General features: G+C 42.6%; 17 protein-coding genes and 1 tRNA gene. 5 read left to right on the top strand and 13 right to left on the bottom strand.

Going from position 1 to position 18,142, the window contains the following annotated elements; translation table 11 throughout:
* The first annotated feature begins 656 nt into the window (after nucleotides 1-656).
* The gene (locus ABJV04_RS10990) at nucleotides 657-1,574 is read left to right on the top strand and encodes a sugar kinase (RefSeq protein WP_348491673.1); all 918 of its coding nucleotides are present in this window, start codon (nucleotides 657-659) and stop codon (nucleotides 1,572-1,574) included.
* A gap of 91 nt (nucleotides 1,575-1,665) precedes the next feature.
* Entirely contained in the window at nucleotides 1,666-2,316 is a 651-nt protein-coding gene (locus ABJV04_RS10995; protein WP_348491562.1) for a hypothetical protein, read from the top strand.
* Nucleotides 2,317-2,399: 83 nt separating this feature from the next.
* Here ABJV04_RS10995 and ABJV04_RS11000 read toward each other — a convergent pair whose 3' ends face one another.
* The 4 genes from ABJV04_RS11000 to ABJV04_RS11015 all read right to left on the bottom strand — a co-directional run bounded on the left by ABJV04_RS11000 (nucleotide 2,400) and on the right by ABJV04_RS11015 (nucleotide 6,010).
* The gene (locus ABJV04_RS11000; RefSeq protein WP_348491563.1) at nucleotides 2,400-2,708 is read right to left on the bottom strand and encodes a hypothetical protein; all 309 of its coding nucleotides are present in this window, start codon (nucleotides 2,706-2,708) and stop codon (nucleotides 2,400-2,402) included.
* Between the two features lie 18 nt (nucleotides 2,709-2,726).
* Nucleotides 2,727-3,719: a YHYH protein gene (locus tag ABJV04_RS11005; protein ID WP_348491564.1), complete on the bottom strand. Its 993-nt coding sequence runs from the start codon at nucleotides 3,717-3,719 to the stop codon at nucleotides 2,727-2,729.
* Nucleotides 3,720-3,848: 129 nt separating this feature from the next.
* Nucleotides 3,849-4,535 carry a response regulator gene (locus tag ABJV04_RS11010; protein WP_348491565.1) on the bottom strand — a complete coding sequence of 229 codons (687 nt, stop codon included), beginning with the start codon at nucleotides 4,533-4,535 and terminating at the stop codon, nucleotides 3,849-3,851.
* On the bottom strand, nucleotides 4,532-6,010 hold the full coding sequence (locus ABJV04_RS11015) for an ATP-binding protein (protein ID WP_348491566.1): 1,479 nt from the start codon (nucleotides 6,008-6,010) through the stop codon (nucleotides 4,532-4,534). Before ABJV04_RS11015 ends, ABJV04_RS11010 begins: the two co-directional genes overlap by 4 nt.
* A gap of 166 nt (nucleotides 6,011-6,176) precedes the next feature.
* Between ABJV04_RS11015 and ABJV04_RS11020 the strand changes: the two genes are divergently transcribed.
* The 3 genes from ABJV04_RS11020 to ABJV04_RS11030 all read left to right on the top strand — a co-directional run bounded on the left by ABJV04_RS11020 (nucleotide 6,177) and on the right by ABJV04_RS11030 (nucleotide 7,063).
* Nucleotides 6,177-6,434 carry a hypothetical protein gene (locus ABJV04_RS11020; protein WP_348491567.1) on the top strand — a complete coding sequence of 86 codons (258 nt, stop codon included), beginning with the start codon at nucleotides 6,177-6,179 and terminating at the stop codon, nucleotides 6,432-6,434.
* A gap of 20 nt (nucleotides 6,435-6,454) precedes the next feature.
* A complete protein-coding gene (locus ABJV04_RS11025; protein ID WP_348491568.1) occupies nucleotides 6,455-6,799 on the top strand; it encodes a hypothetical protein in 345 nt (114 codons plus the stop codon).
* A gap of 177 nt (nucleotides 6,800-6,976) precedes the next feature.
* Nucleotides 6,977-7,063: transfer RNA gene (locus tag ABJV04_RS11030), tRNA-Leu, on the top strand.
* A 703-nt stretch (nucleotides 7,064-7,766) separates the two neighbouring features.
* Here ABJV04_RS11030 and ABJV04_RS11035 read toward each other — a convergent pair.
* The 9 genes from ABJV04_RS11035 to ABJV04_RS11075 all read right to left on the bottom strand — a co-directional run bounded on the left by ABJV04_RS11035 (nucleotide 7,767) and on the right by ABJV04_RS11075 (nucleotide 18,074).
* Nucleotides 7,767-8,348 (bottom strand): cytochrome c, encoded by a 582-nt coding sequence (locus ABJV04_RS11035; protein ID WP_348491569.1) that lies wholly within the window; start codon nucleotides 8,346-8,348, stop codon nucleotides 7,767-7,769.
* 23 nt (nucleotides 8,349-8,371) lie between these two features.
* Nucleotides 8,372-8,821, bottom strand: a complete 450-nt coding sequence (locus tag ABJV04_RS11040; RefSeq protein WP_348491570.1) for a cytochrome c, class I — start codon at nucleotides 8,819-8,821, stop codon at nucleotides 8,372-8,374.
* A 6-nt stretch (nucleotides 8,822-8,827) separates the two neighbouring features.
* Nucleotides 8,828-9,340: a methylamine dehydrogenase light chain gene (locus ABJV04_RS11045; RefSeq protein WP_348491571.1), complete on the bottom strand. Its 513-nt coding sequence runs from the start codon at nucleotides 9,338-9,340 to the stop codon at nucleotides 8,828-8,830.
* Between the two features lies 1 nt (nucleotide 9,341).
* On the bottom strand, nucleotides 9,342-9,962 hold the full coding sequence (locus tag ABJV04_RS11050) for a redoxin family protein (protein WP_348491572.1): 621 nt from the start codon (nucleotides 9,960-9,962) through the stop codon (nucleotides 9,342-9,344).
* The gene (locus tag ABJV04_RS11055) at nucleotides 9,962-10,501 is read right to left on the bottom strand and encodes a MauE/DoxX family redox-associated membrane protein (RefSeq protein WP_348491573.1); all 540 of its coding nucleotides are present in this window, start codon (nucleotides 10,499-10,501) and stop codon (nucleotides 9,962-9,964) included. The genes ABJV04_RS11050 and ABJV04_RS11055 overlap by 1 nt, the downstream gene beginning before the upstream one ends.
* Complete coding sequence (locus tag ABJV04_RS11060; RefSeq protein ID WP_348491574.1) at nucleotides 10,501-11,763, bottom strand: amine dehydrogenase large subunit; 1,263 nt, start codon at nucleotides 11,761-11,763, stop codon at nucleotides 10,501-10,503. Before ABJV04_RS11060 ends, ABJV04_RS11055 begins: the two co-directional genes overlap by 1 nt.
* 129 nt (nucleotides 11,764-11,892) lie before the next feature.
* Nucleotides 11,893-14,184, bottom strand: a complete 2,292-nt coding sequence (locus ABJV04_RS11065) for a TonB-dependent receptor (protein ID WP_348491575.1) — start codon at nucleotides 14,182-14,184, stop codon at nucleotides 11,893-11,895.
* A gap of 896 nt (nucleotides 14,185-15,080) precedes the next feature.
* Nucleotides 15,081-15,761, bottom strand: coding sequence for a Fe2+-dependent dioxygenase (locus tag ABJV04_RS11070; RefSeq protein ID WP_348491576.1), 681 nt, complete (start codon nucleotides 15,759-15,761; stop codon nucleotides 15,081-15,083).
* Between the two features lie 90 nt (nucleotides 15,762-15,851).
* A complete protein-coding gene (locus ABJV04_RS11075; RefSeq protein WP_348491577.1) occupies nucleotides 15,852-18,074 on the bottom strand; it encodes a TonB-dependent siderophore receptor in 2,223 nt (740 codons plus the stop codon).
* Nucleotides 18,075-18,142: the final 68 nt, after the last annotated feature.

An 18,142-nucleotide genomic window follows, 5' to 3' on the forward strand; every position in this document is an offset into this window, starting at 1 on the left:
CTAGTAAAGAGCCTAACTTTTTACTCTGGTTAGCGATTAAATATTGGTTGGTCGAACAAGGTTTGTTTTTGATTTAAATAGGCAGAGCAACCGCTCTTATCTAATCTCGTTGAGTAAAGGTTTTTTATTCCCTCTAGTCTACACCTTAATCTGTTTACGGATCTTGTTAAGTGCTTAATTTTAATTACATATGTTAATTTTCACCGCGCATAAATTCAACAAAGAGCCAAACCTAAATTGGCTAGTGAGAGGTTTGCACTAGTAAGCTAATAGAGTTGTTTTTTGGTTATACCTTTTTTATATTTTGGTTGACAATTTGGTTTGTTCGGGTAACTTAGGTTTCGCCCGCGTACCCTGCGGTGGCCACCTCGGTGGCCTATTCCTCTCCTACCTAATTTTAAAATAGTCATTTTTTGTGAAAAATCTATCATCTCTACAATTTGCTATTGTGGTAAGACCAATATTTATAATTGGTAATGTTATGATTCTGTTTTGGTTAGTTTGTTGTTGGCGATTTTTCCTTAATCTAAGAATCGTCAGAAGCTAGACATAAATAGCAGATCATCCTGATCTAGGTGTGGTTTTACAAACAAGAGAGCTAAATAAAGATGCAAAAAAGTACTGATTCGAACATACATTCAGCAAAACCTATTGTCATGATTGGAGAGTGTATGATGGAACTAAGTCAATATGACCACGACAAGTTTTATAAAAGCTTTGCTGGAGATACATACAACAGTAGTGTTTATATGAAACGTGCTTTTGAGCATTTAGATGTCAACTTCATGAGTTGTATCGGTAGTGATGCTGTCAGCGCTCAACTACTCGACACCTTACATCATGAAGGTTTAGATAATCGTTTTATCGAAGTTGATGCAAAACGAATCATGGGTACCTACATGGTACAAACAGATGAGCAAGGTGAGCGTTCTTTTTTGTATTGGCGCAGTGACTCTGCAGCCAAACAGCTAATGAAAAATTTGTCAGCGGATGCAGAACAAGCATTAGAAAAGTCTCAACTTATCTTTTTTTCAGGAATTACCCTAGCGATTTTAGACGACATTGACCGTGCAAAGTTACTTCATATGCTTTGTCGTTTGCGCAACAAAGGAGTGAATATCGCCTTTGATCCAAACTATCGCCCGAGTTTATGGGAAAACCCTAAAGTCGCTAAAAATGCCATTGGTCAAGGCTTCCAAGTCGCCAATATATTGCTACCGGGAATTGAAGATTTTGAATTGTTTGAGTTGCGTCAACCAGAGCAAATAGTCAAATTTTTACGTACCTGTGGTTTTGATGAGTTGATCATTAAAGATGGCTCAAAAAGTATTTTAGGTTATTCCAAAGATGCTTTGTATGAAGTGCAAGTGAACCCAAACCCCAATGTAGTCGATACCACTTCTGCTGGAGATGCGTTTGCGGGTGTGTACCTTGGTGCTAGAATTGCGGGATTAGATATTAAAAGCGCAATTGAACAGGCCGCCGCGGTAGCCAAAGAAGTGACTAATCACCGAGGTGCAATCATGTCTCATGAAAAGTTTAAATGCTTTTGGAATGAATACAAAGCTGCGTAATACTGGTTATCAGACGTAGGTTTACCTTGCATTTAACCAAATTGGAGTAGAGTATTCATTTATATGGATTTGGTTAAATGCACTAGGAAAAATGCCTCCAACGTCTAACATCAAAAATGGTCAAGATTTAGTTTTACGTGACATTAATCGTCTTAAACAAAAAATCACCTTTAATAATGTCCCTCCGTTTTACCACGCAGTGTCCACTTCTCTGGGTCTTGCAGAGGGCATGTTTCGGTATGGCTTTGAAAACTCCCTTGACGGTTTATTAGATCAGTCAAATTGGAATGCCACAACTCTTGAAGCTAAGAAAGGGCCACTTGATTCCATTGAGTTTACTCATGGGCCCAGATTATCTATCTATAAGGTATTTACCCATAGAGGTTTCGAAGTTCATTGTATCCCTTGGATGAAAAACCAGGAAATAGACAGAGAAGTAATAAATCATCCTGATATGGAATTTAAGCGCTGGGTCCCCAGCTCCATGAAAGTGCTGTTTCGCATAGCGCAACTACATACTTTTATACAAAGCTATTTTGATATCGGTGATGAAGCAGACTTAGAGTTAATCAAATATGCCCATAATATTAGCGAGGATTTTATTGACGATCTTCATAAAAAGTTAAATGTGGTTAAGGTACACGGCATCTCAATCCGCTCTCTTTTTGATGTGATGGAGAAAAAGCATAAAGCGGGGGAAGACTTTTATCTGCCTAAAGTGTATGACTTCAGTGACCAATAAAAGCCTTTTAGAGTAACTTGATTAACTTGTAATAGCAGTAGGGGACGAAGTCAGCCCTCAAGTAACCCCTTATGTTTAGTGTCTTAATGATCTTCATGGTGCTCATGTTGCTTTGACAGCCAAGCAGAAATTGCTACCTCTCCTTCAGAGCGTAATTTAGCTAATTCCTTATCAGTCACCGTTTCAAGGGGTTGGTTGCGAACACAAATGAAATGCTGATTGAATTGTTGGCAACTTCCTTTGTGTAGTTTTAAGTTAGATGCAACATAAGCACATGGGTCCGATTTCTGCTTTTCCGTGCAGGCTAATAACGCCGTATCATCTACATGCCCCTGGTGGGCAAAACTATTAAATGTGATTAATGTAACCAGCACGCTTAAGTATTTTTTCATCGTTCTCTCCTTAGCTGTTTATTCTGCGACAATTGAACCTTGTTCACCTTTGAAACAACCGATGAACATGTTTTCGCCCGCACTGGCTGAATGATAATGATAGCCTCTGGTATCGTCGCTATGACCACGGCATTCGTCTAGATCGTAATCTTCTTCTCCGGCCATGTTTAACATACCGTATATTCCATAACCGTCCAGAGCGTAACCTAATAAACTGGCATGGTTATCACTTTGGAAAACGGATTCGGTACAGCCTGTTGAAGCGTGATAATGATAGCCTTCGAAGGGGTTGATATGACCGCCACAATCATCAAAAGCTGCAATCGTATTGGCCGACAGAATGGCGTCCACTGGTGCTGGTGGCGCAAGTACCACACCATTTACGGTCAGTCCTAAATTGTTGTTATTGATACTGTCAGGATTATTCATTGGTACAGGTTCAACGGGGATTAAAAAGGTTTCTGCTACAGCACCACCAAAGTAGCTTAACGAACATTCTACACAATGATTTTGATATTCTTCTGCCACATCTGGACGGGCGGCTCCTTCGCAGGAAGCTTGAGTATCGGTTATATTAACCTTGCCCGTTTCGGGATCATAAAGCTGCCAATCGCCACCGTAGAGGTTTTCAAGGTTGAGGATAAACTCGCCGTCAATATCATAAACCTCACCAGAACCATCAAACCATATACCGCCTTCACTGGCATCTGAGTCAATGCTCGGTGGACAGAAAGGGCCAATCTCGGTTGTGGCAGGTTCACCAGCAATAGTCACTCTGTAACAGGTGGTTGTGGTGCCACCGGATAAGGTACAGTTTTCAATCGTTGGGGTGTCTAGCAAAGCACCATCGTGAAAAACATCAGGATCGAAAACGGCTTGAACAGTAACGGAACTGCCATCACCACTAGTGTCTTCATCGCTGGCCGTTTCATCGGTTTGGCTGCCATTGCAACCGTATAAAAATGCCGTTGTTAAAACCAGTAATAAGCCTAAAAGTGGAGTTTTTTGCATTTTCACGCCTCTGTTTTCTACTCAATCGTATATTGAGGAGTAGCATAAGGGTTAAATGTGCAGAAACGGTGTAATTAACGTGGTTTTTTGATTTAGTTTTTAGAACTCAAATAGCGGATTTATCTATTTTTATTCAATTTTATAACCCACGCCATAAATGGAGTGCAATAGAGAACTTGCAGCCGGATCAGTTTGCAATTTGGCTCGTAGATTTTTCATATGACTATCAATAGTTCGTGAACTTACAATGCGTTCATCTTCGTAACAGGTATTCATTAACTGTTCACGGGAAAACACGACACCTGGACGTTTAACCAAGGCTAGCAGTAAGCGAAACTCTACCGGTGTTAATTCAACATGTACGTCGTCTACTGAAGTCTGATGACGGGCTAAGTCCAACTGAATATTTTTATAGGATACAAGGTTGTCTACAGCAATCGTTTGTTGCTCAAATCGTCGCAGTATAGCTTGCACTCTTGCCACTACTTCTCTGGCTGAAAAAGGTTTACAAACATAGTCGTCTGCTCCTATTCCTAAGCCCATAATTTTGTCTATTTCATCGACTCGCGCGGTTAGCATTAGAATCGGAATCGTTGAAAATTGGCGGATTTCTTTGCATAAAGTGTATCCATCCTTAAATGGCAGCATCACATCTAAGATAACAAAGTCTGGGGAGTGCTTTTTGACGAACTCAATGACGTTTTTGCCATCGTGTAAAACCGTTGCCTGAAAACTTTCAAGTTGCAGAAACTCTACTAAAATCTGCGCAATTTTCGGCTCATCTTCTACTATCAGAACATGTTTTTGTTGATTCACTTCTCACCCCTTGGTAATGGGAATGTCACTTCGATACATAAACCACCTAATGAAGATGGCGTTGCTTTGATATGACCCTGATGGGCCTCTGCAATATTTTTACTAATTGTCAGCCCTAAACCTGCACCTGACTCTCTACTGGTGCGCGATGAATCGACTCTAAACATAGGCTCAAATAGCTTGTCACAGTCGTTTTGGTTTACCGACGGTTTGGAGTCGTTTAGCTGTAGATTAATTTGATCTTGTTGCACAGACAGTGAAATATCCACTTGGCCAGGAGCTTCAGTATAGGCAATGGAATTCATCAGTAAGTTCAAACAAAGTTGTTCTATTCTTCGATTATCCATTTTAAAACTTAAGTTTTGTTGGATATGGGAGGTGATTTTCAGTCCTTTTGATTCGGCTTGTAGTTGCACACTTTGAATGCTGCGCTCTACAGTTTCAGATAAGTTGCTATAAACCAGGTTGTATTTTAACGCGCCCACATCGGATAAGGATAATTGGTACAAATCGTCAATTAAGTGATTAAGACGTTCAGTTTCTTGTTCGAGGGAAAGTAAATTGGTTAAGTTAAAGGGTCTAATCCCTTCTTTCAATAAGTCAATTTCTCCGGTTAATACGGTTAAAGGGGTTCTTAACTCGTGGGAAATATCGGCAAACAAGCGGTTTTTGGCGGAACGGTTTTTATTCAACGTCTGGCTTAAATAAGAAACATTTTCCATTAGTTCGCCAAGTTCATCTTTTCGCTCAGTGGTTAGATTCACATTATAATTACCGCTACTAAGTTGTGACACTCCTTGCATAATTAACTTGATGGGTTGCAGCAATTTACGTGACACCAGTAGTGATAACAATCCGGCTAGAATTGCGCATACAAGGCCAATGATTAGAAAAGCAATAAGTTGTTGTTGGGCGAATAAGCTTGCCGATTCTGACGAACCTTCAATACTTGGCCAGCTTCTGAGCTCGCCCACTTTTATATCATTTACGTACAGTGGGTAGCTAAATGAATTTTGATTGTTCGCTGAATGATCTTCACCTGTAACTAAGTTCCCCTCTACATCAAATAATCCAGTGGGCGGGCCAGATACTTTTTCACCCCAAGGTTCATCTGAGTTAGGAGCTCCAACTTGTCTATTGGGTTGTTGCTGCAGATGAGGTGGTGGCACTCGTCTTGGCCGTTCTCCTGCAGCTCTATTGTGCATTGGAGGAAATTTGGGCGGAGAATCAAAACGTTTGTTGTTTGAAATAAACTCATCTAGACCAATACGCTGTACATCTTTCCAACTGTTTTCTGAGGAGGTATATTGGCTCAACAAATCATTGCTTATTTTCTCAAGACGGCTTTGTTCGATACCGGAAACAAATTCCAGAAATCCTTGTTTGAAGCTCCATTGGGCAAGGCTCAAAGAAATCACCAGCATAGTGGTGATAAGGCTCAACAAAATTAAAAATAGTTTAGGTGTCATTTTCATGGGGCAAGTATATCGAGCGAATTGGACTGGCACTAGTAACAAAACAGAAGTAGCCCTTTATTCCACGGTTAGTGCACATTTTCTGCACATTTCTTTGTTAGCATTTAAGCCGTAGAAATAGTCAATTTAACCTTTTAGATTTTGTTTATCTTTGGAGAACAACCAAATGCAAAAAACATTGATGTCATTATTAATTTTGAGTTCCGTACTAGCTAGCCCTTTAACACTTGCAAAACCAGAACGTGGTGGACCAGGTGGCAAGCCGCCACAAGAAGCAATTGATGCTTGCTCTGGGAAAAGTGAAGGCGATGAAGTAAGTTTTAGCACGCCTCGCGGCGATACTCTAACCGCTACCTGTAAAACCATGGAAGATGAGCTTGTAGCTGTGCCAGAAGGCCATGAACAGCGTCAATCAGGAAATTAAACCTAACTTAGGAGCAAACTATGGAAATTAATGGTCAAAGCAGTTCATTTAATATGGCGGATCTTAATACCGACAGTACACAACAAAGACGTCCACCACCGCCGCCGCAAGGGGCAGTGCCTCCGGGTCTTGAGTCATCGGTTGCGTCTTTGTCATCAGATCAGCAAGAGCAAGTTAGTTCCATGCTAAGTTCGTTAACGAAAGATCAGCATGATGAACTAAAAGCATTTATGGATAGCAATAAGTCTCAAGCCAGCACACTAAGTGATGAAGAAAAAGGAAGCCAGTTTCTGAACGCTTTGTCTGAAATTAGTGGACAAAAGTCCACTACGGATAGTTTGCAAACGGTAGATACCTACGCTTAATGATTAAAAGTTGGCACCATGAACACACCAAATGGTCGATAATGCTTATTTTATCGACATTTGATGAGGTTCATTGCATAAAATACTTGCAAGCAGAAAATGCGAAGATATAATGCGTGCCACTCGTTAGCACAGCGAGTATACCAAACGCTTAGTCAAATTGATTAAACGTACGTTGCCAGAGTGGCGGAATTGGTAGACGCAGCGGATTCAAAATCCGCCGCCAGTAATGGTGTGCCGGTTCAAGTCCGGCCTCTGGTACCAAACTTAACCTGCTTATTAGCAGGTTTTGTCGTATCTGGACCATAGTAAATTTAGCTCGCCGGACTACGGGTGGTTTTGTTTCTCCGAGGTTGGATAGCACAAAACCTAGGTTGAACCCGTCCCTGGTGGCGCACCCAGTCCGAACGTCCGTGTCCGGCCGTTCAACTGGCTGGAGCCGAGCTCCAGAGAGCCCCAGTTTCACCCTCTGGTACCAAACTTAACCTGCTTATTAGCAGGTTTTGTCGTATCTGGACCATAGTAAATTTAGCTCGCCGGACTACGGGTGGTTTTGTTTCTTCGAGGTTGGATAATACAAAACCTAGGTTGAACCCGTCCATGGTGACGCACCCAGCCACGCCATCCATGGCGTGTCGTGCGGCTGGACGCAACTGCGTTGCTAAAGAAACCAGCCTTACCCTCTGGTACCAAACATTAAACCAACTTTTTAGTTGGTTTTTTTGTGCCTGAAATTTGATGTTGTCTCGGTAATGAAGAGCCTACTTTTGTAGGTGGGTGTTTTAGCCCCGTGGATGCTTGTTGGTGTCCATGGCCTAAAGGCCATGCTACGGGGGTGTTGTAGGTGGTGGCTTTAGCCCCGTGCTTGTTTGTTGTTGGTCATGGCCTAAAGACCATGCTACAGGGGGATTGTTTTTGTAGGCGGGTGCTTTCGTCCCGCGTTTACGTATTGAGGCACGGGGATATTTTACTGTACTGTGCCTATTTGCTCATAATACTCGGCCACGTCTTGCATTTGCTGCTCGTCTAATTCACTGGCAATCACATTCATTATAATTGAATGTCTTTTGTTGCTACTAAAATCTTTTAACTGTTGAAGCAGGTATTCTTTGTTTTGGCCCGCTAAGTTTGGCCAAGTGTCATTAATTGTTTGGCCTGTCATACCGTGGCATGAAATACAATTTGCTCGTACATTTTCGCCAGCTTTATTGATAGATGCAGAACGGGGTTTGTCGAAAGGTAAACTCGCATAATAATCGGCAATTTTGAGTAACTCTTGTTCGCTGAAATTGGTAAGTAAGCCGCTCATCAACACATTTTCTCGACTGCCATCTTTAAAGGCTTTTAATTGAGCGAGTAAATAACCTGGTTTTTGTCCCGCTAAACTTGGCCACTCTTTGGCGACCGCTACGCCGTTATCACCATGACAAGCAGTGCAACTCGAGGTTAGACGTTCGATATCATCGGCTGCAAAGGTTTGCGCCGTCAGCAAACTGAAACTGGTTAACAGCAAAATATTTATACACACATTTTTTAACGGAGTTTTCATAATTATTAATTCTCAAAAGGTGTTTAATTTGTAGTGTTGTCTGTAGTGTCGTGAGCTAAAATTTGCTTTAACAAATTAGCTCTATGTTCAACCACTTCCATCAATGGCTCTTGTCGTAACCTTGCGACTTCTTGTTCGGTATAGGGGACAAAGTTATCTGGAACACTGTCTTTTCCCATAACCGGGATCATCCAGTTCATCAATTCAGCGAGTTCTTTACTGTCTAACGCACTGTTAGCCGCACCTGGGACTTTGATTAGGTACTCTCGTCCTGCGACGCTATTTAAGAATATTCCAACCGCACCATTTAAGTTGGGAACATCTTTTCCTCCACTGCCGTCACCCACATGACAACCCTGACATAACATTTGATAGTTAAATAGGGCTCTTGCTTCATTGATGGTTTCAGCCGCACTCGCATTTGCAGCAATGACACAGCATGACAAGAGCAGGTTGATAAGGCGCTTTTTCATAAGTAATTACTTATCAAAGGCAATGCCAACCACTATGGCGGTTGAACAGTGATACACCGAACTGCTTGCACCTAGACACCAGTTCACATCGTTAGATTTGTCTGACCGATATAATGGACGATCGCCCTCATCCCTTTGACATAGACAAGTGTTGCATTGGGTTTTGCCACAGCAGTCGTTGTATGAGATCACATAATTGCGTCCATCTACGGGATTGGTGCAGGTACCAATCCAAGTAATAGGTGACATCTCGGTCCCGGGAGGACATGAATTAGTTGAGCCACCACAACATTCACATAAAAAACCATCTACCGCGCAATAACGCCAATAATCACAGCTACCTGGGTCGCCAACTTCTTGGGGGAGTTTTTGCGGTTCGGCTGCGCGAGCTACAGGAAGTAGTGGGATTGCGCTAGCTCCAACTAAGCTAGCCCCCAGCTTTTTGAGTAAGCCTCGTCTGCCGTTAGTTTGTGCAAGTTCACGGGCCTTTTTTTCAAATATTCTGTCTAAAAACTTCATATTATTTAACCTCCACGAACTGTTCATTACTTTGTTGGCCTTGCATGAACTCTTGGATCGAAGCGGTTTTGCGTTCTTTGGCTTCAAATAAGCTATCTAAGTGCTCTCGTGAGTTAATGATACCCATAGATGCAACATTGCCCTGCTCATCAATGACGACACCATAAGGTAGTTTTGCCACCCCATAGGATTTTCCTAACACTTCTGAAACTATATAAGGGTAATCAGATAAACCGTATTGCTTCACAAAACCTGCGTGATCTTGGGTTTTGCCGTCACTGGCTAAAATAAGATCTATCCATGAACTTTCTGATTTTGCCGCGGATTTTAGTGCTGGTAATAAGCTTTTACACACTGGGCAGTCGGGGGAGACAAAAAACACTAATTGTGACTTGTTGTTCTTTGATTTGCCGCCTACATCAACTAGTGTTGAAGACAAAGTTTGCAGGCTTAAATTAGGCGCTGGCGCTCCAACTTCCAAAGTCTGATTCATGGCTAGGGCACCAGCAGGGGCGACGCGTTCAAACAGCACACCCACTTGTCGGGTTAAAGCAAATATAACGATGGATTGTAAGATAACAACTATCCACAAAACACTATTCGATACGGTAATAAAATCCATTAGTGGGTCCTCAAAATAGAAATCTTTTGTGCGTTAGCGATTAAGTTCTCAACGCAAGAATAAGTTAAAATTAAAAAAGCACCTGTCATGAGCACGGCGAACCATAAAGAAGATGCAAACCCCGCCGTTTGTAGGGTGCAGGTTAATACCAAAGGCACTAACAGCCCATTTCTGATAATTAACGGCCAGCTTACTTTGATGTGAGCGTTTGGACCGCTGCAACCACAGCTGATATCCCGTTTGCCTTTCATTAATTGAATGGCCATGGCAATTAAATACATACTTAGAAGCAGTGCCGCAGCCATTGCCGCCGGTGTTCGAGTTGCTTCAAAAATAAGGGCAACTGCAATAACCAGTTCAAATGCACCCAAAATATAATTTAGTGCTAATGCCAATTGCCCATGGGAAATTCCATACTCAGAAAAAAGTTGTTTGTAATACTCTGCGTTGCTTGTATGCAATTTATGCAAGGCAGCGCGCATAAATAACCATAAAAAGAATAAGGCAATCGCGTCGGATAAAAAGTTAAATACATTCATTAATAAGCCTTATGAATAACGATAGGGGTAATGTTTCCAAAATCACTTATGGTTTTTTCCAGCTCACCTGTTTTTGGGTTGATGATATCTAGGTTCATTTCCCCATTTGTGACAACTAATTTTGGTTCTTTACCTCGGGTTACTGCTACCGACACGGCCCAATTTGGCGCATCGATTGTGGCTATTCGAGTTTGCGTTTTCACGTCAAATACCCAAACTTGCTCACCGCCATGGGTTTGCGAACCATCAAAGCCGTTTGCATTCATTATTAAATACATTAGGCCATGTTCATCTGTATCGGCAAGGGCGAGGCCGCCAGGTCGCCACTCTGCCGCTTTTTGTTCTTCGCTAAGTAAACTCCACTTTCCTTTGTATTCGGCAACTTCACCAGATAAATCGATTGCATGTATTTCGCCTTCGAAGCTGGGGAAGTAGGCGATATTATCGATGTATGCAGGGCGTTCAAATATGGGTGTTTTATCGGTATCAAAAAACGGCGCGACCCGCTGTTGCGATGCTTTGACACCATTTTCATCTAGGATTGTTGTTAATAAACTGCCGTTACTACACAGTGAGGTAACACTGCGTTTGCCAGTGGGAAAGGGCAATACGCAACCAGGTGTGCCTACGGTACCTGCCACTTCATGGGTGTCTAGGTTAACTACAGTGAACGAAGCGGCAGGACTAAAGTTGGCGATATAAAGAAACTTTTCATCAGCTGAGAAGGTTATTGCGTCCCGTCTTGGCAACGACTGTAGGCGGGTATGTTCTAGGGTGATTTCTTTAATCGGTGTCAGAGTAACTTTGTCGTAGATGGCCAGAACATCAATTTTAGGGCCACGGCTACCGCGACTGTGGAAAGATTCGACGATGTAGAATTCAGGACGTGTTTTTGCCGCGGCAAAATTACCCAATAAGTTCTTATCTGCCGTACCTTTGATGCGCTTAGATTGTTTCGGCTCGTTGATATCTAAAATGATTACTTTGCCACCAAACATGCTGGTAAAGCTTGATTCGTCGACAAACATCCAGCTTTCAGGATATTTAGCCGGCAAAACGTCCACATTTCCGGTTTTTTCAATAGGTAAGGGCGGTAAAGTGGGATCTACCTGTGTAGTAACAGTGGCATTTTCTGGGGTGGCACTTGAGAGCGCAGCGTCTGCCTCTTTGGGGACTTCTGAGTGAGTTGTGCAGCCAGTCATGAATACAGAAACAATGAGACTACTGAGTAGTGTTTGAGGGAGCTTGATTTTCATAAACATAGTGTTTTAATCCTAACCGCAGCTAAGTTTGTTTATTTAAAAAGTTAACGGATGCGCCAACCGTGCATTTACGCTTTTAAGGAACAGCCGTTAATCTAGGGTTGTTAAAATCTACTTTTGGTGTCCGTTCTAGTAGTAATTGTATTGAACGTTAACGCCAATCCATCTTGGTCTGGCGTAAAACTCTTGGATAAAACCGGCGCTTTGAGTGAAGTCAAAGGTATAAACTCGATATTCTTCGTCTGTGATGTTTTTCACAAAAGCAGAGACTTTCCAATAGTCATTTATCTGATAACCGAGGCGAGCATTAAAAACCGTATATGATTTCTCTTTGGATATTTCGCTGTTGGTGATATCAAAGTATTGCTCACCTTGATGATTAAAATCTATTTGTGCAGAAATGGCATCGGTGGCTTGATAGCGAACGATACCGTTAACGGTATATTTAGGTGCTAGAACCATTTCTCTATCTTCAACTGTGCCTACGCCGCGAACAACCACACTGTCAATTTCGGTATCTAACAGGCTGGCGCCAAGTTTAATATCCCAATCGTCACCTGGGACCCAAGTCACCTCCGCATCTAAACCTTGTAAGGTTGCATCAGAGTTATTGATAAACTGGCTTAATCCTGCGAATGTCAAAGCTTGATAGTTTTTGTAATCGTAATAGAAAACACTACTGTTAACTCTTACATCACCACTGGCCAAGGTGGTTTTTATACCTGCTTCATAACTGGTCAGTTCTTCAGAATCAAACGCCACATCTTCTTCTGTTACCCCGTCGGTGAAGTCGAGGAACCCACCATTAAAGCCGCCACTTTTAAAGCCATTGGCAATATTGAAAAAGACTAGAGTATCTTTGCTTACCTTGTAATCAAGTCCAATTTGACCTGAAATATTGTCATCATCAATGGTGGTTAAACCTGCCGCTGCAGGGTTTTGTTCAGTAAAGTCAAAATAGTAATCGGTACCAGGATAACTAGCATCTCCGACTAATCCGCACACATCACCAGCGGGGATAAGACAAGAATTCACTACAGCGTCAGCGTTTGTAGTCGCTAGGTTTTGATAATCCATGCTGCGTTCTTCAGAGGTGTAACGCAAGCCAAGGGTTAGGGTTAACTTATCGGTGAGGGACTTTTCCACTTGACCGAACAAACCATAGGATTCGGTATCTTGATCATAGTCGATATCGTAACTTACAAAAGGTACTAATTCAGAACCAAAGGTACCCTCAGGAGCACCAGTTATGGCATCAATTAGGGGGCCGGGGTAGTTAATATCTAAATCAAGAGCACCATTAACTTCATTTTCAAAATAGTAAGCTCCGACTATCCAATCAAATGACTCTGCTGAACCGCTTAATCTAAACTCTTGGCTGAACTGTTCGTTTTTAGAGGCAAATTGAGGGATCAAACCGCTGTAAGGACCTACATCCGTATCTTCTTGGTGAAGCTTTTCTACATTCTCAATGGCAGTAATTGAGGTAAAAGTATAATCCGAATTTTCCCAGTTTAATTTTAATGAAAGACCATCTGAGTCTATATCTAAAATACCTTGTCGGTTATATTCGCCAGCAAAGTTATCACCGTCAGTGTCGGCATAACCGTAAAAATCTGAGGTGGAATTTCCTGCACCGTCATCAGATGCTAAATGCTGGTATTGGGGAGCGTTAGTGCTAGATTTGCCACCGTGAACATTGAGTAGGGCGGTAAAGTCTTCGCTAATGTCGAAATTGACCTGTAAGCGGTAGGCTCGGCTATCCGCTTCATTAGCATCCTTACCAATTCTATTTTCAACATAACCATCGTGGTTGTTAGTGGCAACGGCAAGTCGGGCTTGAATGGAGTCTGTTAAACTGCCACCTACGGCCGTTTCGGTTTTAATTTGGTTGTATTCAGCAAGGGTTAAATCGAACAACACTTCAGTATCTTCAGTGGGCCCATTGGAAATAAAATGTACCAAACCACCGGTGGCATTTCTCCCGTATAAGGTGCCTTGTGGACCTCGTAATACTTCAACTCGTTCTAGGTCAAACAACTGAAAGGTTAGGCCAGGCATAGCAGATTGGTATACATCATCACGATATACTGCAATGGGTCCTTCGTTATTATCATTAAAATCATTGAGACCTACGCCACGCAACGAAATTGAAGGGTTGTTGCCTTCTCCAACAGGTGTACCAATATTCAGCCCAGGTGTTTGAGCAGAAATATCGACACTGTCGGTCATATTCAACTCTCGCAAAGCATCACCGGAAAAGGCCGTAACAGAGACACTAACATCCTGTAAATCTTGCGATTTCTTCTTAGCCGTCACTTGAATGGTTTCAAACACACTATTTTCTTGAGCATGTAACGTGGATGTCATTCCTAGGCTTAAAGTTGTGGCTACAGCGAGGGCTATTTTGTGATGTCTCATGTTTTAATACCTTCTTTATTATTAGAGTTCTTATATGCGAACGGTAAAACGTCATCGAGTTATATGTTGTGAATTTTATGTGTATTTTCAGTAAATTATTATCGTTATTTATTACTTGATTAATCAACTATGTGGTTAATATATACACATCAATAAGCCCTTGTCAAAAGTTATACAAACTGGAAGGACCTATAAAATCCATAATTTCAGGCGCAGATATTTCCCTGGGCGGGTGCTTTAGCCCCGCGGTTGTTTGTTGTTGGCCATGGCCTAAAGGCCATGCTACAGAGGTGTTGTAGGCGGGTGCTTTAGCCCCGCAGTTTTTTGTTGTTGGTCATGGCCTAAAGGCCATGCTACAGGTGTTTTTTGTGGGCGGGGGCTTTAGCCCCGCGGTTGTTTGTTGGTGCCCATGGCCTAAAGGCCATGCTACGGGTGTTTTTTGTAGGCAGGTGCTTTAGCCCCGTGGTTGTTTGTTGGTGCCATAGCCTAAAGGCCATGCTACGAGGTGTGTTTTGTAGGCGAGTGCTTTAGCCCCGCGATTGTTTGTTGTTGGCCATGGCCTAAAGGCCATGCTACGGGGGTGTTGTAGGCGGGTGCTTTAGCTCCGTGGTTGTTTGGTGGTGGTCATGGCCTAAAGGCCATGCTACGGGGGGGTGTAGGCGGGTGCTTTAGCCCCGCGGTTTTTTGTTGTTGGTCATGGCCTAAAGGCCATGCTATGGGGAGGATTTTTTGTAGGCGGGTGCTTTAGCCCCGCGATTGTTTGTTGGTAGCATGGCCTAAAGGCCATGCTACAGGGGTGTTGTAGGCGGGTGCTTTAGCCGCGCTGTTGTATGTTGGTGCCCATGGCCTAAAGGCCATGCTACGGGGTGAGCTCTTTATTGGCGGTCATGACCTTTTTAGGTTTGTGCCCACTGTCGTAACAGGTTGTGATAAACGCCTGTGAGTTGGACTATTTCAGGGCTGTCATCAAGTTTGCTGCGTAGGGCTTGGATTGCCATATCCATATCAAACAAAATACTGCGTTTTTCATCGCTGGATACCATGCTTTGTAACCAGAAAAATGACGCTAAGCGCCGTCCTTTGGTGACTGGAGTGACACGATGTAAGCTGGTGGACGGGTATAACACCATGTCGCCAGCTGCGAGCTTTATTCGTTGTGAACCAAAAGTATCTTCCATTACCAGCTCGCCACCTTCGTATTCGTCTGGTTCAGAGAAGAATAAGGTCATGGATAAATCTGTTCTAACTTTAACCGGCGTTCCTGGAACCTGGCGGATAGCATTATCGACGTGGGTGCCAAAGGATTGTCCGCCTTGATAACAATTAAATAAAGGGGGAAATATTTTGCTGGGTAAGGCCGCCGACATAAATAGGTTATTTTGTGATAGTGCCGTTAAAATTACTTCACCCAATTCGTGAGCTACCTGTGAATCACTTGGTAATTGCAGATTGTTTTTGGTTTTAGCACTTTGATAGCCAGCGGTAATATTACCGTCAGACCACTGAGCACCTAAGAGTGCATTTTTAGCATCTGCAACCTGTTGTTTGCTTAGTACTGCGGGTATTTTTAATAACATCTAGGCTTTCCTAACATTGCAAAACCGACTCGTAAGAGTCGGTTTCAGTTTTAAACATTGGGTTATTTTAAAACGAACTAAATTAGCCGTTTAAAATTGGTAGTTTGCCGTCACACTTAAATATCGACCTTCGCCAGGAATGTAGTGACCACCACCTATTTGATCAACGTAATCTTCATCAGTAAGGTTGCTGCCATTAACCTGAAGGCTTAGCTGCTCAGTAGCCTGATACGATATCATCATATCCCAAATCATGTAACTGTCTGCAACTTCGCGACTTGCAGGTGTGCTGCTGTTGTAACGTTTACCCATATATTGAGCACCAAGGCCAAAAGCGAGAGCATCTGAATAATCATAACGACCCCAAACGCTGTAAGAGTGTTCTGGTGTGCGTGGCAATTCAGCCCCAATTTGAGATGCATCAGCGCCTTCAGCATTAACAACTTCACTATCTTGGAAGGTATAAGCTGCGATGATGGATAATTTGTCGGTAAGATTACCGGCCAATCCAAGTTCAATACCATCAACTCGTTGTTTACCGTTCAATGTATCGTAGCTACTTTGTTCGTCGTCAAAGAATGGGTCATCCGTTAATGCATTGGTTTTTTCGCTACGGAAAATAGCTGCGTTAGCAAATAATTTACCGTCGTACATTTCCCATTTATAACCTAATTCATAACTAAGAGTTTCTTCTGGATCTAGGTTATTTTGGTTACTGTTACTGTTCGACGAGGCTGTTAAATCTTCCGCTGTTGGGCTAAATGAGTTACCCGCACCAAAATATATGCTGCTGCTTGCATTGGGTTTATACACAATGCCGGCATTCCAACTCAACTCGTCATTTTTAGCATTCAATTTTACGCTTGGATCATCGCCATCTAAGTCATAAAAGTACTCTGTTTCAAAGCTATCCCAACGTAAACCGAGGGATAATTGCCACTGAGGATCTAAAGTGATGGTATCAAAAACATAAATTGCTTTCGTGTCACCAGTGGCCTCGTTACTTTTATCAGTGCGAGCATATTGTCCTGTGAATGCGACTTCTGCATCCGGATTGTATAAATCGACTAACTCAGGAGTATCATTTAGGTTATCTGGCACTATGGCTTCGAAATTCCAGCGCTCAAATTTTTCGCGACTTAACTCTACTCCAGCGGCAATGTCATGTTTAATATTGCCCTGTTGATAACTGCCGATTAAGTCCCCTTGAAAGACGGTCATTGAATCTTTGGTGTCACGAGTTTTTTCATCGCTCAAACGAACATCTGTACTGGTGGTTACGCTTATAAAACGCGGTGCTGTTACTACAGATTGACGTTCAATAGAGCCTGTTCTAACTAACGCTCGCAGCATGGTCGAATTATTAAGGTCGTACTCATATTTTGCGGTTAGTGATTGGCCTTTGATATCTTCAAAGTCACGATAAATGTTACCGTAAAAATTATCGAAATCAGCATTTGAAGGGCCGCCTTCGTATGCCGCTAACTCAGCAACGGGATCTGAGGAACTGCTATTAGACACCCACGGCATGCCGTAGTCAGGTAGGTTGTCTTGCTTTTGATAATCTGCATTAACGCTGAGTCTAGATTCCGTACCTAGCCCAGTTGCAAAAGAAAGTGCCACTGCATTGTTGCTGTTGTTAACATAATTACGTCCAGCAACATCGCCATCGTCTAACAAGGCATTAATACGCAACGCTGAGGTTTCACCTATTGTTAAGTTGGAGTCAACTTGTGCACGATAATCATTTTCAGTACCTAGTCTGAGACTAACGTCAGTAAATTCATCTAGGGTTGCCGTTTTTATTTGTAAGTTTACTGCACCACCTGCCGCGCCACGACCGTATATGGCAGCGCCAGGACCTTTTGCAACTTCTACTGCTTCAACATTATAAATGTCACGAGAATAGCCAGCTATGTCACGAACGCCATCGATTAATATATTGTTTGCCGCACTGAATCCGCGAATTGACATGCTATCACCGGTTGGTGTGCCACCTTCGCCGGCAGCCATGGAAATTCCAGGTACGTTTCGCAAAGCTGAGCGCAAACTATCAACGTTACGATCTTTCATTACAGACTGGGGAATGACAGTGATCGACTTTGCCGTGTTCAACAGCGGTTGAGTATATTTTACGGAAGTAGAGTTCTCTACTTTATAGTCTTCTTCAGTCTGTGATGTTGCCTGTGAAACTGCAAGCTCCTGCACATCTTGAGCATGGGCAGCTCCCATTGGTAACAAAGCGCTCAAAGCCAAAGTAATCGCATTGCGGGTAAACTTTTCTCTTACCGCTGCGTGTTGTACTGCAGTCATTTCTATTCTCCGTAGTGTGTGTGTTTTGATTTTCGTGGGTTAATTAACGCTAGGTGGTGAAGCATATT

It is taken from the genome of Aliiglaciecola sp., from assembly GCF_039982535.1.
GTDB lineage: Bacteria > Pseudomonadota > Gammaproteobacteria > Enterobacterales > Alteromonadaceae > Aliiglaciecola.